Below are 14,918 nucleotides of genomic sequence, written 5' to 3' on the forward strand. Positions count from 1 at the left end.
GAAGCACGCAGGCGGGTGTCGTCTCACGCCGCTTTGAACCTCCATCCTTCGAGGCCCGGCCATTGGCCGGGCACCTCAGGATGACGTGGCTCGGGTTTTGAACCCTCGCGCCGCCCGCCGCCTCAGCCGCCGGCTTCCTCGCGCAGCATTTCCAGCTTCAGCCATTCTTCCTCGGCCTTGGCGAGTTCCGCCTGGGTCCGGGTGAGTTCGGCGGTGGCCTTCTGGAAGCCGGCCGGGTCGCGCGTGTAGAAATTCGCCGTCGCCAGCGTGTTGTTGAGCCGCTTGATGTCGGATTCGAGCTGGGCGATGCGCTTGGGCAGTTGCTCCAGCGCGTGCTTGTCCTTGAAGGAGAGCTTGCGCTTGCTGCCGCTGGAGGCGGCGGCGGGGACACTGGCGGAAGCGGCGCGGGCCGGCGCGTTGCCGGAGGACCTGGCCGGGGTGGCCGCAGCGGCGGCGGCCGCGCGGGCCTTCACGCCATGGCCGCGCTGGTTGACCATGTCGGAATAGCCGCCGGCATAGACTTCCCAATTGCCGTCGCCTTCATAGGCGATGGTGGCGGTGACGGTGCGGTCGAGGAAATCGCGGTCATGGCTGACCAGCAGCACTGTGCCGGCATAGTCGTCGATCATCTCTTCCAGGAGGTCGAGCGTCTCGAGGTCGAGATCGTTGGTCGGCTCGTCCAGCACCATGAGATTGGAGGCCTGCGCCAGCGCGCAGGCCAGCAGCAGCCGGCCGCGCTCGCCGCCCGACAGGCGTGAGACCGCCGTGCCGGCCTGTTCCGGGGTGAACAGGAAGTCCTTCATATAGCCGATGACATGGCGCGGATTGCCGCCGACGAACACCTGATCGCCCCGCCCGTCGGTCAGCGTCTCGCGCACCGAGCGATTGGGATCGAGCGCGGCGCGGCGCTGGTCGAGCGTCGCCATCTCGATATTGGTGCCCATCTTGGCCTTGCCGCTGTCGGGCGCGAGTTCGCCGGTCAGCATCTTCAGCAGCGTGGTCTTGCCGGCGCCATTGGGACCGACAATGCCGATCCGGTCGCCGCGCTGGATGCGGATCGACAGGTCGCGCACGATGACGCGGTCGCCATAGGCCTTGGAAATGTGCTCGGCTTCCATCACCAGCTTGCCGGAGACATCCGCCTCGGTCGCGGCCATGGTGATGGTGCCCACCGCGCCGCGATGATCGCGGAACTTGGCACGCAGATCGGCCAGCTCGCCGACGCGGCGCACATTGCGCTTGCGCCGCGCGGTGACGCCGTAGCGCATCCAGTGTTCTTCGGCGACGATCTTGCGGGCCAGCTTCTGCTGGTCGCGCTCTTCCTCTTCCAGCACCTGGTCGCGCCATTCCTCGAAGAAGGCGAAGCCGCGCTCCATGCGCCGCGTCGTGCCGCGATCGAGCCAGACGGTGGCGCGGGTCAGATCCTGCAGGAAGCGGCGGTCATGGCTGATCAGCACGAGGGCGGAACGTAGCGAGGCAAGCTCGCTTTCCAGCCATTCGATGGCCGGCAGGTCGAGATGGTTGGTCGGCTCGTCGAGCAGCAGGATGTCCGGCTCGGGCGCCAGCACGCGGGCCAGCGCCGCGCGGCGCGCCTCGCCGCCGGACAGGTTGGCCGGGTTTTCCTCGCCGGTGAGGCCGAGTTCGCTCAGCAGGTACTGGGCGCGGTATTCCTGATCGCCCGGCCCCATGCCGGCCTCGACATAGGCCAGCGTGGTCTTGAAGCCGGAGAGGTCCGGCTCCTGCGGCAAATAGCGGATGGTCGCGCCGGGCTGCGCGAAGCGGTTGCCGCCATCGGCCTGCACGAGGCCGGCGGCGATCTTGAGCAGGGTCGACTTGCCCGAGCCATTGCGCCCGACAAGGCCGACGCGCTCGCCGGCGGAGACCGAAAGTTCGGCGCCATCCAGCAGCGGCGTGCCGCCAAAGGTGAGCCGCGTGTCTTGAAGCAGAAGAAGAGGAGGAGCCATGGCGCGGGGATAGGGGATGAGCGGGCGCCGGGCAAGGGGGAACAGGGAGTCAATCGTCCCCGCTCAGCCTTTCGAGCGAGCGTCCTCCATAGAGGAGACGGTCGAACACCACGCGATCACCATCAATGTGGAACGCCGCGGTTACGCGGCGCTCGAAACCGACAACCCGCAGGCCGGGCCGGATGTCGTCCCGGCAGGTTCCTCGCATCGGGAAATCGGCAAAGGACCGGCAGTAGACCTCGATCCGTTCCACATAGCCGAGCGCGATGTCGGGTCCCGAGCGTTGCGCGATAAACAGATAGAGGCCGAGCAGATCGTCGCTGGCCTCGGGCGAGAAGACGACCCTATAAGCCACGGCGGGAGTTGCGGCTGGCGTGAAGGGCGCGGATCTCGTTGAACACATCCTCTGCCGCAAGACCCCGTTCGGGGTGAGCCTGCATGTCGGCCATCACCGGCACCACCTCGTCACGCAGCCACCGCTCCACCGCGTCGTCCCGCTCCTTGAGGGCGCGCAGCCCGGCACGGATGACTTCGCTCGCGCTGCCATAGGTGCCGGAAGCCACAAGGCGGTCTATGAAATCGGCCTGCTCGCGTGGCAGACTGAAGGTGCGCTTCTCCGCGGTCGCCATCGCTCCCTCCATCGGTTCGGTATGACTTATTCATACCGTCGTTCTGTCAAAGCTGCAAATGACGCCTGATGCCATGCCCTCCCTCGCCCCGCTTCTCGCCGCCATCGCCCAGCGCATCGGCGCCGCCCATGTGCTGACCGAGCCGGCCGACATGGCGCCGTTCCTGCACGAGGAGCGCGGGCTCTATCAGGGGCGCGCGCCGGCCGTGCTGCGGCCGGGTTCCACGGAAGAGGTCGCCTTCGTGGTGGAGGCCTGCGCGCGGGCGGGGGTGCCGATCGTGCCGCAGGGCGGCAATACCGGGCTGGTGGGCGGACAGATGCCGTTCGGCGAGGTGCTGGTCTCGCTGGCGCGCCTCGATCGTATCCGCGCGGTCGATCCCGTCGACATGACGATGACGGTGGAGGCGGGCTGCATCCTCGACAATGTCCACAAGGCGGCGGAGGCGGCGGGCTGCCTGTTCCCGCTGCACATCGCCTCGCAGGGCTCCTGCCGCATCGGCGGCAACCTCGCCTCCAATGCCGGTGGCACCGCCGTGCTGCGCTATGGTAATGCGAAGGATCTGGTACTGGGGCTGGAGGTCGTGCTGGCCGATGGGCGGGTGTGGAACGGCATGAAGCGCCTGCGCAAGAACAATGCGGGCTATGACCTGAAGCCGCTCTTTCTGGGTACCGAGGGCACGCTCGGCATCATCACCGCCGCCGTGCTGAAGCTGTTTCCGCAGCCGGCGCAGCGCACCACCGCCTTCCTCGCCGTCCCCGATCCGGCCAGCGCGCTCGCTTTGCTGAAGCGCCTGCGCGGCGAGGCGGGGGATGCGCTCACCACTTTCGAGCTGATGGCGGCGTTCGGCGTCGAGACCGTGCTGACCCATATGCCCGGCACGGTGCGGCCTCTGGCCGACCGCTACGACTGGTATGTGCTGGCCGAGCTTTCCGCTCCCACCCGCGCCTTCGATCTCGGCGCGCTGATGGAGGAGGCGCTCGGTGCCGCCATGGAGGCGGGCGAGGTGCTGGACGCGGTGATCGCCGCCAGCGAGGCGCAGGCGGCCAATCTGTGGCGGCTGCGCGAGGATATGAGCGAGGCGCAGAAGCACGAGGGCGGCTCGATCAAGCACGACGTCTCCGTGCCGGTCTCGCGCGTGCCGGAATTTCTGGAGCGGGCGCTGCCGGCCTGCCTGGCGGCGCTGCCGGGGCTGCGGCCGTGCCCGTTCGGCCATGTCGGCGACGGCAACATCCATTTCAACCTGAGCCAGCCGGTGGGCATGGAGAAGGCCGCCTTCATCGGCCTGTGGGAGAGGTTCAACCGCATCGTCCACGACATCGTGACCGAGATGGACGGCTCGATCGCCGCCGAGCACGGCATCGGCATCCTCAAGCGCGAGGAACTGGCCCATTACGCCGATCCGGTGGCGCTCGATCTGATGCACCGTCTCAAGGCGGCGCTGGACCCGGCCGGCCTGCTCAATCCCGGCAAGGTGCTTAGCAACGGGCGGTAGAAACGTAGCTCTCTGGAATTATAACAAACAAGAACTACTTCGATCATCGCTGTTTTGAGCGATTCTACAATGCATTAGGTCGGCGTTTTGCTGTTGTCGACCTTGTGCGTTGAGGGGTATGGAAGCCGTTAACTGACGGGACCGGCTTCCCCGATGATCTCCGCGTGCGCCTGCGGAGCGCGGCAGCCGGCCGAACATCGGATAGCCGCCATGCTGACGTCTCGCACCACCGCCCCGTTCCGCCGCTGCGTCCACGCGCTGCTGGCTCTGGCTCTGTGCTGCGGACCGATCCTGCCCGCGCTGGCGCAGGAAGGGGCGCCGGTGGCACCGACGGCCCAGCCGGCGCCCTCCCAGCCGGCCCCCGCGGCCACGGTTCCCGCTGTCCAGCCGGCTCCCGCCCCCATTGCCCCGGCCCCCGCAGCAGCGGCTCCGGCGCCGGCCACGGGTGACGCTCTCGTGCCGCCCATGCCCGGCGCGACCGGGACGGCTCCCGATGCGACCGCCGCTCCCGCGCCGGCCGACGCGCCGTCGGTTGCCGGCGCGCCGGCCATGCCGCCGGTGGCCGGCGAGGATGTCAGCGTCGCCGCCCAGTTGCCGCACGACCTCTCTCCGTGGGGCATGTTCATGGCGGCGGACTGGGTGGTGAAGGCGGTGATGATCGGCCTCGCCTTCGCCTCGGTCGTGACCTGGACCGTTTGGCTCGCCAAGTCGCTGGAACTGACCTTTGCCAAGGCGCGGCTGCGCCGCTCGCTCAAGGGCTATCTCGGCAGTGCCTCGCTGGATGCGGCGCGGGCCGTACGCGCCGCCGGGCCCGCCGCCGCCATGCTCAAGGCCACCGATCTCGAACTCCAGCGTTCCGGCGATCTGCCGGCCGAAGGCATCAAAGAGCGCGTCGCCATCTCGCTCGGCCGCATCGAGGTCGGCGCCGGCCGCGCCATAACGCGCGGCACTGGCCTGCTCGCCACCATCGGCGCCACCGCGCCCTTCGTCGGCCTGTTCGGCACGGTGTGGGGCATCATGAATTCCTTCATCGGCATCTCGAAGGCGCAGACCACCAATCTCGCTGTCGTCGCGCCGGGCATTGCCGAGGCGCTGCTGGCGACCGCCATCGGCCTCGTCGCGGCGATTCCGGCGGTGGTGATCTACAACCACTTCTCGCGGCAGGTCTCGGGCTACCGGGTGCTGATGGGCGATGCCAGCGCCGAGGTGCTGCGCCTGCTCTCGCGCGATCTCGACAAGCGCGACGCGATCGCCCGCCACAGCGCCGAGGCGCGCCAGAACGACCCGCGCCACACCGGCCACGGCTCGCCGGTGGCGGCCGTCCGTGTCCGCGCCGCCGCCGAGTGAGCGGACGGCCCTAATCCGCGAGCGTGCGGGCAGGAGTGATTTGCCATGGCTGCCAAGCTCCAGAGCACGGACAGCGACGATCTCGTCGAAAACCACGAGATCAACGTCACCCCGTTCATCGACGTCATTCTGGTGCTGCTGATCATCTTCATGGTCGCGGCGCCGCTCTCCACGGTCGATGTCGCGGTGGACCTGCCGGCCTCCAACGCCGCCGTGCAGCCGCGCCCGGACAAGCCGGTCTATCTCACCGTGAAGGGCGATCTCGGTCTCGCGCTCGGCAATGACGATGTGGAGCGCCCCGCGCTCGGCGCCACGCTCGACCGCACGACGGAGAACAAGCGCGACACCCGCATCTTCCTGCGCGCCGACAAGGCCGTGCCCTATGGCGAGCTGATGGAGGTGATGAACCTGCTGCGCGCCGCCGGCTACCTCAAGATCGCCCTGGTCGGCATCGAGATGGCCGGGGTGCCGGCCACGGGTACTGCCCCCGCCGCGCCGGGGGCGGCTCCTGCCGCCGGGACGCCTGCAATCGGGACGCCTGCCGCCACGCCGGCGGCGCCCGCGCCGGGAACTCCCGCACCATGAGCCTGATGCTGCTGCATGGCAGCCGGCGCCAGGAGATGGTGCGCGCGGCGGGCTGGGCTGTGTGCGGCGGGCTGGTGCTGGCCGCCCATGGCGGGGCGCTCGCCTATATGCTCTCCGAGCCGCCGATCGTCGCGGCGCAGGAGCCGGCCGCGATCATGATCGAGCTGGCCGAGATGCCGGTGGCCCCGGCCGCCAACCCGGTCGAACTGCCGCCGGGCCCGGAGATGGTCGAGGCGCCGGAAAAGATCGAGGAAGAGGTGCCGCCCGATCCGCTGGCCAAGGAGGAGGACGTGCCGCCTCCCGAGCCGGAGCCCGAGCAGGAGCCGGTCCCCGACGTCGCGGAAAGCCCGGCGCCCGATATCGAGGTGCCGCTGCCTCCGCCGCCGCCGCTCGCCTCCGAACTGACGCCGCCGGAGAAGAAGCCCGATCCGCCGAAGGAGCGCCCGAAGCCGAAGCCGAAGCCGAAGGAGCGGGAAAAAAGCGAGAAGCCGCCGGCGCCGAAGACCTCCGCCGCTCCCTCGCTCAATGCCGCCCCGTCCGACCGTGTCGCCGCGCCGACCTCCGGGTCGAGCGCTTCGTCGAGCCGGGCGCAGGCGGACTGGCGCTCGCGGCTGATGTCGCATCTCAACCGGCACAAGCGTTACCCGAACGAGGCGCGCGCCAATGCCGAGCAGGGCCGTCCGCGCGTCGCCTTCACGATTAATCGCGCGGGACAGGTGGTCGCGGCGCGGCTGGTCGGCTCGTCCGGCTCGGCCAGCCTCGACGAGGAAGCGGTCGCCATGGTGCGCCGCGCCTCGCCGCTGCCGGCGCCGCCGGCCGACATGCCCGGCGGCAGCTTCAGCTTCACCGTGCCGGTGCTGTTCAACCTGCGCTGAGGCGGTCCAGCAGGCCGGCGAGGTCGTCCCACAGCTCGGCGGGGTCTTCCAGCCCGATGCTGAGGCGCAGCAGCGGGCCGGCATGGGGCCAGCGCGTCGCGGTGCGGATGGACGCGATGTCCTGGGGCGCCACGAGGCTGTGCGTGCCGCCCCAGGACGCGCCGATGGCGAACACCTTGAGCGCGCCCAGTGCCGCGCCGAGGTGTGCCTCCTGGCCCGGCTCCAGCACCAGGCTGAAGACGCCCGAACCACCCTTGAAGTCGCGGCTATAGGCGGCGTGGCCGGGATGGCTTGGGAGCGCCGGGTGCAGCACCGCCGCGACGCCGGGCCGGCCAACGAGCCGCCGGGCGAAATCCTCGGCCACCTGCCCGACATGGGCGAGGCGCACCGCCATGGTCTGGATGCCGCGCAGCGCCAGCGCGCATTCATCCGGCGACACGCCGATGCCGAGCGTGCCGAGCGTCGCCCGCAATTCCCGGTGCAGGGCGATATCCGCGACGGTGATCGAGCCGAGCAGCAGGTCGGAATGGCCGCCGACATATTTGGTCAGCGCCTCGCAGACGATGTCCGCGCCATGGGCAAGCGGCTTGAACAGCAGCGGCGTCGCCCAGGTATTGTCGCAGCCGGTGAGCACACCGCGCGCGCGGGCCGCCGCGATCAGGGCGGGCACGTCCGGCACCTCCATCGAGCCGGAGCCGGGCGCCTCGATCCAGAGCAGGCGGGTGCGCGCCTCGATCAGATCGGCGATGCCGGCGCCGATCATCGGGTCATAGACCGTGTGGGCGATGCCGCGGGGGTTGAGATAATCCGCGCAGAGCGCGCGCACCGGCGGATAGGCATTGTCGGGGATCAGCACATGATCGCCCGGCTTCAGCACGGCGAGCATCACCATGGAAATGGCGGCCTGGCCGGAGGGCACGATCAGCGTGCGCGCGCCGCCGTGCAGCCGGGTGATCTGCTCCTCTAGCGTGCGCGTGGTCGGCGTGCCGTGCAGGCCATAGGTGTACCCGTCGGCCCCGCGCGTCGCCCGGCGCAGGAAGGCCTCGCCATCGGGATAGACGATGGTGGAGGCCCGATAGGTCGGCACGGCGAGGCTGGCATAGCCTTCCTGCGATACCTCAGGCGGGTGGACGCAGAGCGTCGCGTCCCGCGTCGGTGTGTCGTCCTTCGCCATGGTGACTACGCCGCCCAGCAGGCGACCAGCTGCTCGCCCTTGCGCTCGGTCGGCGGCATCTCCACCCGGCAGCGGTCCATCACCAGCGGGCAGCGCGGGTTGAAGGGGCAGCCGCCCGGCGGGTTGAACGGGGAGGGGAGTTCGCCCTGAAGCACGATGCGCTCCTTCTTCGCCTCCGGGTCCGCCACCGGCGTCGCCGAGAGCAAGGCGCGCGTATAGGGGTGCTTGGGCGCGGTGAAGATGGCCTCGCGCGGCCCATGCTCGACCACGCGGCCAAGATACATCACCAGCACCTCATCGGCCATGTGGCGGACCACGCCGAGATCGTGCGAGACGAACACATAGGCGACGCCGAGCTGGTCCTGAAGCTCCACCAGCAGGTTCAGCACCTGCGCGCGCACCGACACGTCGAGCGCGGAGACCGGCTCGTCCAGCACCAGGATCTTCGGCCGCATCACCAGCGCGCGGGCGATGGCGATGCGCTGGCGCTGGCCGCCGGAGAACATATGCGGGTAGCGCCCATGATGCTCCGGCCGCAGGCCGACGCGGGCCATCATGTCGAGCGCCCGCGCCCGCCGCTCGGCGGCGGAGAGCTTGGTATTGACCAGCAGCGGCTCTTCAATCGCGTTGCCGACCGTCTGGCGCGGATTGAGCGAGCCATAGGGGTTCTGGAACACCATCTGCACATCGCCGCGGTACCGGCGCAGCGTCGCCGTGTCGGCATCGGCCACATCGACATCGTCGAGCCGCAGCGAGCCGGCGCCCGGCCGCTCGATCATGGTGAGCATGCGGGCGAGGGTCGACTTGCCGGAGCCGCTCTCGCCGACCACGGCCAGCGTCGAGCGCGGGGCGAGGCGGAAGCTGATGCCGGCGACGGCCTTCACGATGGCGGATTTGGCGAACAGGCCGCGCGCGACCTCATAGCTCTGGGTGAGGTCGACGGCTTCCATCACCGCATCGCGGGCGGCGGGTTCGTGGGGGGCGATCTGGTTCATAGGGCGAACTCCCGGTGCTGCGGCACGCCGTCCTTCAGCGGATAGTGGCAGAGGGCGAGGCCAAGCGCGGCGCTGGCGCGCGACGGCGGCACGGTGCGGCAGGTATCGGTGGCAAAGCGGCAGCGCGGCGAGAACAGGCAGCCGGCCGGGCGGTCGGCAAGGCCCGGCACCACGCCGGGGATGGACGGCAGGAGCCGCCCGCTCGCCCGCTCCGGCAGGGCGTCGAGCAGCGCCGCCGTATAGGGATGGTGCGGATCGGCGAACAGGCCGCGCGTGCCCTGCATCTCGATCTGCTGCCCGGCATATTGCACGCAGACCCGCTGCGAGGTCTCCGCCACCACGCCCATGTCATGGGTGATGAGCACGAGGCCGACGCCGCTCTCCTTCTGCAGCCGCAGCAGCAGGTCGAGGATCTGCGCCTGGATGGTGACGTCGAGCGCGGTGGTCGGCTCGTCGGCGATGATCAGCTTGGGGCTGCAGGCGAGCGCCATGGCGATCATCACGCGCTGGCTCATGCCGCCGGAGAGCTGGTGCGGGAAGGCCTTCAGCCGCCGCTCCGGCTCGGGAATACCGACCAGATCGAGCAGTTCGACCGCCCGCTTCTGCCGCTCCGCGCTGGAGAGATCGAGATGCGCGGCCATCGCCTCGCGGATCTGGAAGCCGACCGTGAAGCAGGGGTTGAGGCTCGACATCGGCTCCTGAAAGATCATGGCGATGTCGTGCCCGATGATCTTGCGCCGCTCGCGCGCCGAGAGGGTGAGCAGGTCGCGATTCCCAAAGGCGAGCCGGTCGGCGCTCACCTTCGCGGTCCAGGGCAACAGCCCCATCACCGCCAGCATGGCGACCGACTTGCCCGAGCCGGACTCGCCGACAATGGCCACGAGTTCGCCCTCGGCCACATCGAGATCGACGCCGTCGACCGCCTTGAACGGCCCGCGCGAGGTGGCGAAGGTGACGGACAGGTTGCGGATGGAGAGGAGGGGTTCTTTCATTCCGCACCTTTGGAGCTTATATTCGGGTCATCTGGAGAAACGTCATGCGCGGCCCGATCATTCCCATCGTCTGAGCTGCCCGCACCGCCCCCGACAGGGCGTCGGCTGGCTTCGCGCGCCCGAGCGCGCGTCATCGCCGCCCGGCGACGTTCCAGAAAATGGACCGACTGACGTTCAAGCTGCATGTCCGGCAGATAAGCGGCGATGTCCGTGATCGCCCGCTCGCCGGCCGCCCGCTGCATGTCCACAACCGTCATCAGGCCCTTGATGAACTTCGTGCGCTCGCCGGGTTCCTGCGCGGCGAATTCCGGCGTGCGCAGTTCGCGCGTCAGATCGTTGGACTGGGCCGCGAGGCGATAATACTCGACCACGGCGTGGATGACCGGCGCCGGCAGCAGCGCGAGTTCCCCCAGCGCGCTGCGGAAGACGAAGTCATTGTCGTCGGCGGTGGCGAAGGGCGAGCTGTTCGCCAGCGCGTAATCATATTCCGCCTGACCCACCTGCCATTCGCTCGCCCCCACGCCTGCCAGTATCTCGGCATGGACGGCGACGAGAAGGTCGCGCTGGCGCTGGCGGCGCAGCCGGCGCTCCTGCCGCAGATCGTAGCGCGCCTTGAACATGGCGGTGGCGGCGGCGCCGAGCACGCCGCTGGCAATGCCGATCGCGGCGACGATGAGCCGGGGATCCTGCACCGCCTGCCAGAGCGATCCTACCGGTACGGCCTCCGTCTCCATCGGCTCAGCTCCTGCGCAGCTTGGGATCGAGCGCGTCGCGCAGGCCGTCGCCCATCAGGTTGATGGCGACCACGGTGACGAGGATGGCAAGGCCCGGCAGGGTGACGATCCACGGCGCGGCGCGGATGAATTCGCGGCTGTCGGCGAGCATGGCGCCCCATTCCGGGGTCGGCGGCTGGGCGCCGAGGCCGAGGAAGCCGAGCGCCGCAGCCTCAAGGATCGCGTCGGAAATGCCGAGTGCGGCCTGCACGATGAGCGGGGCGAGGCAGTTCGGCAGCACGGTGACGAACATGAGCCGCAGCCTGCCGACGCCGGCGACCTGCGCGGCGATGACATATTCCTTCGACAGTTCCGCCAGCGCCGCCGCGCGCACCAGCCGCACATAGCGCGGCAGATAGACGACAGTGACGGCGACGATGGTGTTCAGAAGGCTCGGGCCGAGCACCGCGACCACGAGGATGGCCAGCACGAGGCTGGGGATCGCCACCACGAGGTCCATGACGCGCATCACCACCACCTCGACGATGCCGCGCAGGAAGGCGCTGGCGAGGCCGAGCACGATGCCGACCACCACCGAGACCAGCATCACCGACAGGCCGATGCCGAGCGAGATGCGCGCGCCATAGATGAGGCGCGAGAGCACGTCGCGGCCGACCGCATCGGTACCGAAGGGAAATGCCCAGGTGCCGCCGGCCCAGACCGGGGGCTGCTGCACATGCTGGCGGAACTGCTCGATCGGCGAATGCGGCGCCACGAAGGGCGCGAACAGCGCCAGCAGCGCGATGAACACCACCACGGCAAGGCCCAGTACGGCCCCGCGGTTCTCGCTGAAGGCGGACCAGAAGGCGCGCAGCGGCGAGGCTTCCGCCGGCACGCCCTCGACCGGGGGCACGGCGGGGGAAAGAGCGAGGGCCTGATCATCCGCCATGCCGGATCCTCGGGTTGATCGCGACATAGGTGAGGTCGACGATGAGGTTGACGACGATGACGATGCCCGAGATCAGCATGATGCCGCCCTGCAAGGCCGGATAGTCGCGCCGGGCAATGGATTCGATCAGCCATTTGCCGACGCCGGGCCAGGCGAAGATGGTCTCGGTCAACACCGCGCCGGCGAGTAGCGTGCCGGTTTGCAGGCCGATCACGGTGACCACCGGAATCAGTGCGTTGCGCAGTGCGTGCAGCCCGACCACGCGCAGCGGCGACAGGCCCTTGGCGCGGGCGGTGCGGACATAATCCTCGCCCAGCACCTCCAGCATCGAGGAGCGCGTCATGCGGGCGATCACCGCCAGCGGGATGGTGCCGAGCACGATGGACGGCAGGACGAGATGCGCCGCCGCCGCGCCGAACGCGCCTTCCTGACCGGAGAGGATGCTGTCGATCAGCATGAAGCCGGTGACCGGCTCGAAATAGTAGTTGATCAGGTCCATGCGGCCGGAGACCGGGGTGAGACCCAGATATTCCGACATGAACATGATCAGCAGCAGGCCCCACCAGAAGATCGGCATGGAGTAGCCGGTGAGAGCCACGGTCATCACCGCATGGTCGAACACCGAGCCGCGCTTCACCGCCGCCAGCACGCCGGCCGGGATGCCGAGCACCACGGCGAAGATCAGCGCGCAGAAGGCCAGCTCCAGCGTCGCCGGGAACAGCACCGCGAATTCCTGCAGCACCGGGGTCTTGGTGACGATGGAAACGCCGAAATCGCCGTGCACGATGCCATTGGCGTAGTCGAGGAACTGGCGCCACACCGGCTGGTCCAGACCAAGCTCATGGCGCAGCTGGGCGAGGCGTTCGGGCGCGATGCCGCGCTCGCCGGTGCGCGCCTCGATCGGGTCGCCGGGCACGAGGCGCACGGCGACGAAGGTAACGAACATCAGCGCCACGAAGGTCGGCAGGGTGAGCGCGACGCGGCGTAGGAAAAAGCGGAACATGGGCTTCCCGGGCTTGGGGCCGGCCAGATCAGGCCGACAGGCGAGGCCGGCACGCGAGGCCGAGACCTGCGGCGGCACGCGCAAAGGCGAACGTGACGGGACGGAGCGATGTCGTGCCCGCGAAAGGGCCGCGGCCTGTCCCAGGCATCGGCGCGGACGCTGCTCTGCGTCCGTGCGGTTGCCGGCGCCTGTTGAATCAGCACGCCTGTTGGAACAGTTCCTTGATGGATCAGCCCCTCGGCGGATCAGCGGGCGCGAACGGCCCCGGTCGCGGCACGCGCCGCCCCATGACAGGCGACGGCGCGGCCCGTCTTGTCGAAAGGCACGGCCCCGGCGGCGCGCTCCCGCCGCCTGGGGCCGCGCGGGCTCACTTCAGGTCGACGCCGTAGAACTCGTGGCGGCCGAACGGGCTCACCTTGTAGTCGACGACTTCCTTGCGGGTCGGCTCATAGACCACCGAATGGGCGATGGTGAACCAGGGCGCATCTTCCTTCACGATGACCTGCGCCTGCTCATAGAGCTTGGTGCGCTCGGCGACGTCCGAGATGGTCTTCGCCTTGTTGATCAGGTCGTCGAACTCCTTGTTGCACCACTTTGCGAGGTTCTGCCCACCCGGACGGGCGGCGGCGCAGCCGAGCAGGAAGAAGAAGTTGTCCGGGTCGCCATTGTCGCCGGTCCAGCCGAGCTGGCCGGTCATGTGCTCGCCCTGCTGGAGGCGCTTGCGGTACTCGCCCCACTCATAGGAGACGAGCTTGGCATTGACGCCGATCTTGGCGAGGTCCGACTGCATCATTTCGGCGATGCGCTTGGCGTTCGGGTTGTAGGGACGCTGCACCGGCATCCACCACAGGTCGATGTCGAGCGGGGTTTTGACACCGGCCGCCGCGAGCATGGCCTTGGCCTTCTCGGGATCGTACGGGTAGTCCTTCACGGCGGTGTTGTAGGACCAGATGGTCGGCGGGATCGGGTTGATCGCGGCCTGGCCGGCGCCCTGATAGACGTCCTTGATGATCGCGCCCTTGTCGATCGCCATGTTGAAGGCCTGGCGGACCTCCTTCTTGTCGAAGGGCGGCTTCTGCGTGTTGAACGACAGATAGGCGATGTTGAGGCCCGGCTGGGAGATCAGGTTGACCGCTGGATCGGTCTTCAGGGCGGCGATGTCGGCCGGGTTCGGCGCGATCATCACATGGCACTCGCCCTTCTTCAGCTTGGCATAGCGCGCGGTCGGGTCGGGGGTGATGGCGTAGACGAGGTTGTCCACCTTGGCCGGGCCGCCCCAATAGGCCGGGAAGGCCTTGTAGCGGATCACCGCGTCCTTCTGGTAGGCAACGAAGGAGAACGGGCCGGTGCCGACCGGGATCTGGTCGTACTGCTCGGGCGTGCCCTTCTTCAGCAGGAAGTCGGCATATTCCTTGGACGTGATGGTGCCGAAATCCATGGCGAGGTTCGCCAGCATCGGCGCGTTCGGCTCGGTCAGGGTGAACTTGACCGTGTAGTCGTCCACCTTGTCGATCGACTTGAGCAGGTCGGGCATGCTCATGTCGTTGAAGTAGTCATACGCGCCGCCCGTGACCTTGTGGTACGGGTTCTCCGGCTTCCACTGGCGCTCGAACGAGAACAGCACGTCATCCGCGTTGAAATCGCGGGTCGGGGTGAAGCCGTTCACGCCGGAATGGATCTTCACGCCCTTGCGGAGCTTGAAGGTGAGTTCCTTGCCGTCATCGCTCACCGTCCAGCTTTCGGCCAGCGCCGGGACGACCTTGGTCGAGCCGCGCTCGAATTCGACGAGCTGGTTGTAGACCGGGCGGGCCGCATCGAAGCTGGTGCCGGTGGTGTTGAGCGCCGGGGTGAAGTTTTCCGGGCTGCCTTCGGAGCAGTAGACCAGCGTCTTGGCGGCGAAGGCGGGCGCCGACAGGACGGTAAGCATCGCGGCGGCAAGCGCCAGCTTGGGAGTGATTACCCGCATAGAAAGACCCCTCTCGTGGAACGAAGCGGCGCCGTGCCCATTGTGTGGGCCAGCCTGTTGTTTGATCTCCGTCGTCCAAGCGTGAAATCAATCACGTGTCCGAGTATTGCGCAATCTCACCCCACCCCCCGACCAAAGTCGCATGACCCAAGGAAGGGCGTGCCAACCACGCCGCGCCTCGTGCATGGCGCCGTGCGAAGTTGTAAGAGCATGGCAACCGGCGCGCTCCGCCGG

General features: G+C 68.7%; 14 protein-coding genes. 4 read left to right on the forward strand and 10 right to left on the reverse strand.

Annotated features, from left to right (window positions below):
• Window positions 1-122 precede the first annotated feature (122 nt).
• Genes KIP89_RS17325 through KIP89_RS17335 form a run of 3 tightly spaced genes read right to left on the reverse strand, consistent with a single transcriptional unit; the run spans window position 123 to window position 2,593 of the window.
• Window positions 123-1,964 (reverse strand): ABC-F family ATP-binding cassette domain-containing protein, encoded by a 1,842-nt coding sequence (locus KIP89_RS17325; protein WP_213756836.1) that lies wholly within the window; start codon window positions 1,962-1,964, stop codon window positions 123-125.
• 49 nt (window positions 1,965-2,013) lie between these two features.
• Window positions 2,014-2,319, reverse strand: a complete 306-nt coding sequence (locus tag KIP89_RS17330; protein ID WP_213756837.1) for a type II toxin-antitoxin system RelE/ParE family toxin — start codon at window positions 2,317-2,319, stop codon at window positions 2,014-2,016.
• Window positions 2,309-2,593, reverse strand: coding sequence for a type II toxin-antitoxin system ParD family antitoxin (locus tag KIP89_RS17335; RefSeq protein ID WP_213756838.1), 285 nt, complete (start codon window positions 2,591-2,593; stop codon window positions 2,309-2,311). The genes KIP89_RS17330 and KIP89_RS17335 overlap by 11 nt, the downstream gene beginning before the upstream one ends.
• Window positions 2,594-2,666: 73 nt before the next feature.
• On the opposite strand from KIP89_RS17335, the gene KIP89_RS17340 reads away from it, so the two are divergent.
• The 4 genes from KIP89_RS17340 to KIP89_RS17355 all read left to right on the forward strand — a co-directional run bounded on the left by KIP89_RS17340 (window position 2,667) and on the right by KIP89_RS17355 (window position 6,892).
• A complete protein-coding gene (locus KIP89_RS17340; RefSeq protein ID WP_250152592.1) occupies window positions 2,667-4,085 on the forward strand; it encodes an FAD-binding oxidoreductase in 1,419 nt (472 codons plus the stop codon).
• Window positions 4,086-4,295: 210 nt separating this feature from the next.
• A complete protein-coding gene (gene exbB / locus KIP89_RS17345) occupies window positions 4,296-5,432 on the forward strand; it encodes a tonB-system energizer ExbB (RefSeq protein WP_213756840.1) in 1,137 nt (378 codons plus the stop codon).
• A 45-nt stretch (window positions 5,433-5,477) separates the two neighbouring features.
• Complete coding sequence (gene exbD, locus KIP89_RS17350) at window positions 5,478-6,017, forward strand: TonB system transport protein ExbD (RefSeq protein WP_213756841.1); 540 nt, start codon at window positions 5,478-5,480, stop codon at window positions 6,015-6,017.
• Complete coding sequence (locus KIP89_RS17355) at window positions 6,014-6,892, forward strand: energy transducer TonB family protein (RefSeq protein WP_213756842.1); 879 nt, start codon at window positions 6,014-6,016, stop codon at window positions 6,890-6,892. The genes exbD and KIP89_RS17355 overlap by 4 nt, the downstream gene beginning before the upstream one ends.
• On the opposite strand, the gene KIP89_RS17360 is transcribed toward KIP89_RS17355, so the two are convergent.
• The 7 genes from KIP89_RS17360 to KIP89_RS17390 all read right to left on the reverse strand — a co-directional run bounded on the left by KIP89_RS17360 (window position 6,879) and on the right by KIP89_RS17390 (window position 14,645).
• The gene (locus tag KIP89_RS17360; protein WP_213756843.1) at window positions 6,879-8,066 is read right to left on the reverse strand and encodes a trans-sulfuration enzyme family protein; all 1,188 of its coding nucleotides are present in this window, start codon (window positions 8,064-8,066) and stop codon (window positions 6,879-6,881) included. The two genes, KIP89_RS17355 and KIP89_RS17360, sit on opposite strands and share 14 nt — an antisense overlap.
• A 5-nt stretch (window positions 8,067-8,071) precedes the next feature.
• On the reverse strand, window positions 8,072-9,061 hold the full coding sequence (locus tag KIP89_RS17365) for a dipeptide ABC transporter ATP-binding protein (RefSeq protein WP_213756844.1): 990 nt from the start codon (window positions 9,059-9,061) through the stop codon (window positions 8,072-8,074).
• Window positions 9,058-10,053 carry an ABC transporter ATP-binding protein gene (locus KIP89_RS17370; RefSeq protein WP_213756845.1) on the reverse strand — a complete coding sequence of 332 codons (996 nt, stop codon included), beginning with the start codon at window positions 10,051-10,053 and terminating at the stop codon, window positions 9,058-9,060. Before KIP89_RS17370 ends, KIP89_RS17365 begins: the two co-directional genes overlap by 4 nt.
• Complete coding sequence (locus tag KIP89_RS17375; RefSeq protein ID WP_213756846.1) at window positions 10,050-10,787, reverse strand: hypothetical protein; 738 nt, start codon at window positions 10,785-10,787, stop codon at window positions 10,050-10,052. The genes KIP89_RS17370 and KIP89_RS17375 overlap by 4 nt, the downstream gene beginning before the upstream one ends.
• Window positions 10,788-10,791: 4 nt before the next feature.
• On the reverse strand, window positions 10,792-11,715 hold the full coding sequence (locus KIP89_RS17380) for an ABC transporter permease subunit (protein ID WP_250152593.1): 924 nt from the start codon (window positions 11,713-11,715) through the stop codon (window positions 10,792-10,794).
• Complete coding sequence (locus tag KIP89_RS17385) at window positions 11,705-12,718, reverse strand: ABC transporter permease subunit (RefSeq protein ID WP_213756847.1); 1,014 nt, start codon at window positions 12,716-12,718, stop codon at window positions 11,705-11,707. The genes KIP89_RS17380 and KIP89_RS17385 overlap by 11 nt, the downstream gene beginning before the upstream one ends.
• A gap of 367 nt (window positions 12,719-13,085) precedes the next feature.
• On the reverse strand, window positions 13,086-14,645 hold the full coding sequence (locus KIP89_RS17390; RefSeq protein ID WP_369807194.1) for an ABC transporter substrate-binding protein: 1,560 nt from the start codon (window positions 14,643-14,645) through the stop codon (window positions 13,086-13,088).
• Window positions 14,646-14,918 lie beyond the last annotated feature (273 nt).

Origin of the sequence: Ancylobacter radicis, from assembly GCF_018449475.1 — a bacterium.
In the GTDB taxonomy this organism is placed as follows: Bacteria; Pseudomonadota; Alphaproteobacteria; order Rhizobiales; family Xanthobacteraceae; genus Ancylobacter; species Ancylobacter radicis.

Excerpts from the sequence above, each read along its gene's own strand:
- KIP89_RS17385 (WP_213756847.1), bottom strand. The coding sequence starts at position 12,718 with ATGTTCCGCTTTTTCCTACGCCGCGTCGCGCTCACCCTGCCGACCTTC.
- KIP89_RS17325 (WP_213756836.1), bottom strand. The coding sequence starts at position 1,964 with ATGGCTCCTCCTCTTCTTCTGCTTCAAGACACGCGGCTCACCTTTGGC.
- KIP89_RS17375 (WP_213756846.1), bottom strand. The coding sequence starts at position 10,787 with ATGGAGACGGAGGCCGTACCGGTAGGATCGCTCTGGCAGGCGGTGCAG.
- KIP89_RS17370 (WP_213756845.1), bottom strand. The coding sequence starts at position 10,053 with ATGAAAGAACCCCTCCTCTCCATCCGCAACCTGTCCGTCACCTTCGCC.
- KIP89_RS17360 (WP_213756843.1), bottom strand. The coding sequence starts at position 8,066 with ATGGCGAAGGACGACACACCGACGCGGGACGCGACGCTCTGCGTCCAC.
- KIP89_RS17340 (WP_250152592.1), top strand. The coding sequence starts at position 2,667 with ATGCCCTCCCTCGCCCCGCTTCTCGCCGCCATCGCCCAGCGCATCGGC.
- KIP89_RS17390 (WP_369807194.1), bottom strand. The coding sequence starts at position 14,645 with ATGCTTACCGTCCTGTCGGCGCCCGCCTTCGCCGCCAAGACGCTGGTC.
- exbB (WP_213756840.1), top strand. The coding sequence starts at position 4,296 with ATGCTGACGTCTCGCACCACCGCCCCGTTCCGCCGCTGCGTCCACGCG.
- KIP89_RS17335 (WP_213756838.1), bottom strand. The coding sequence starts at position 2,593 with ATGGCGACCGCGGAGAAGCGCACCTTCAGTCTGCCACGCGAGCAGGCC.
- KIP89_RS17355 (WP_213756842.1), top strand. The coding sequence starts at position 6,014 with ATGAGCCTGATGCTGCTGCATGGCAGCCGGCGCCAGGAGATGGTGCGC.
- KIP89_RS17380 (WP_250152593.1), bottom strand. The coding sequence starts at position 11,715 with ATGGCGGATGATCAGGCCCTCGCTCTTTCCCCCGCCGTGCCCCCGGTC.
- exbD (WP_213756841.1), top strand. The coding sequence starts at position 5,478 with ATGGCTGCCAAGCTCCAGAGCACGGACAGCGACGATCTCGTCGAAAAC.
- KIP89_RS17365 (WP_213756844.1), bottom strand. The coding sequence starts at position 9,061 with ATGAACCAGATCGCCCCCCACGAACCCGCCGCCCGCGATGCGGTGATG.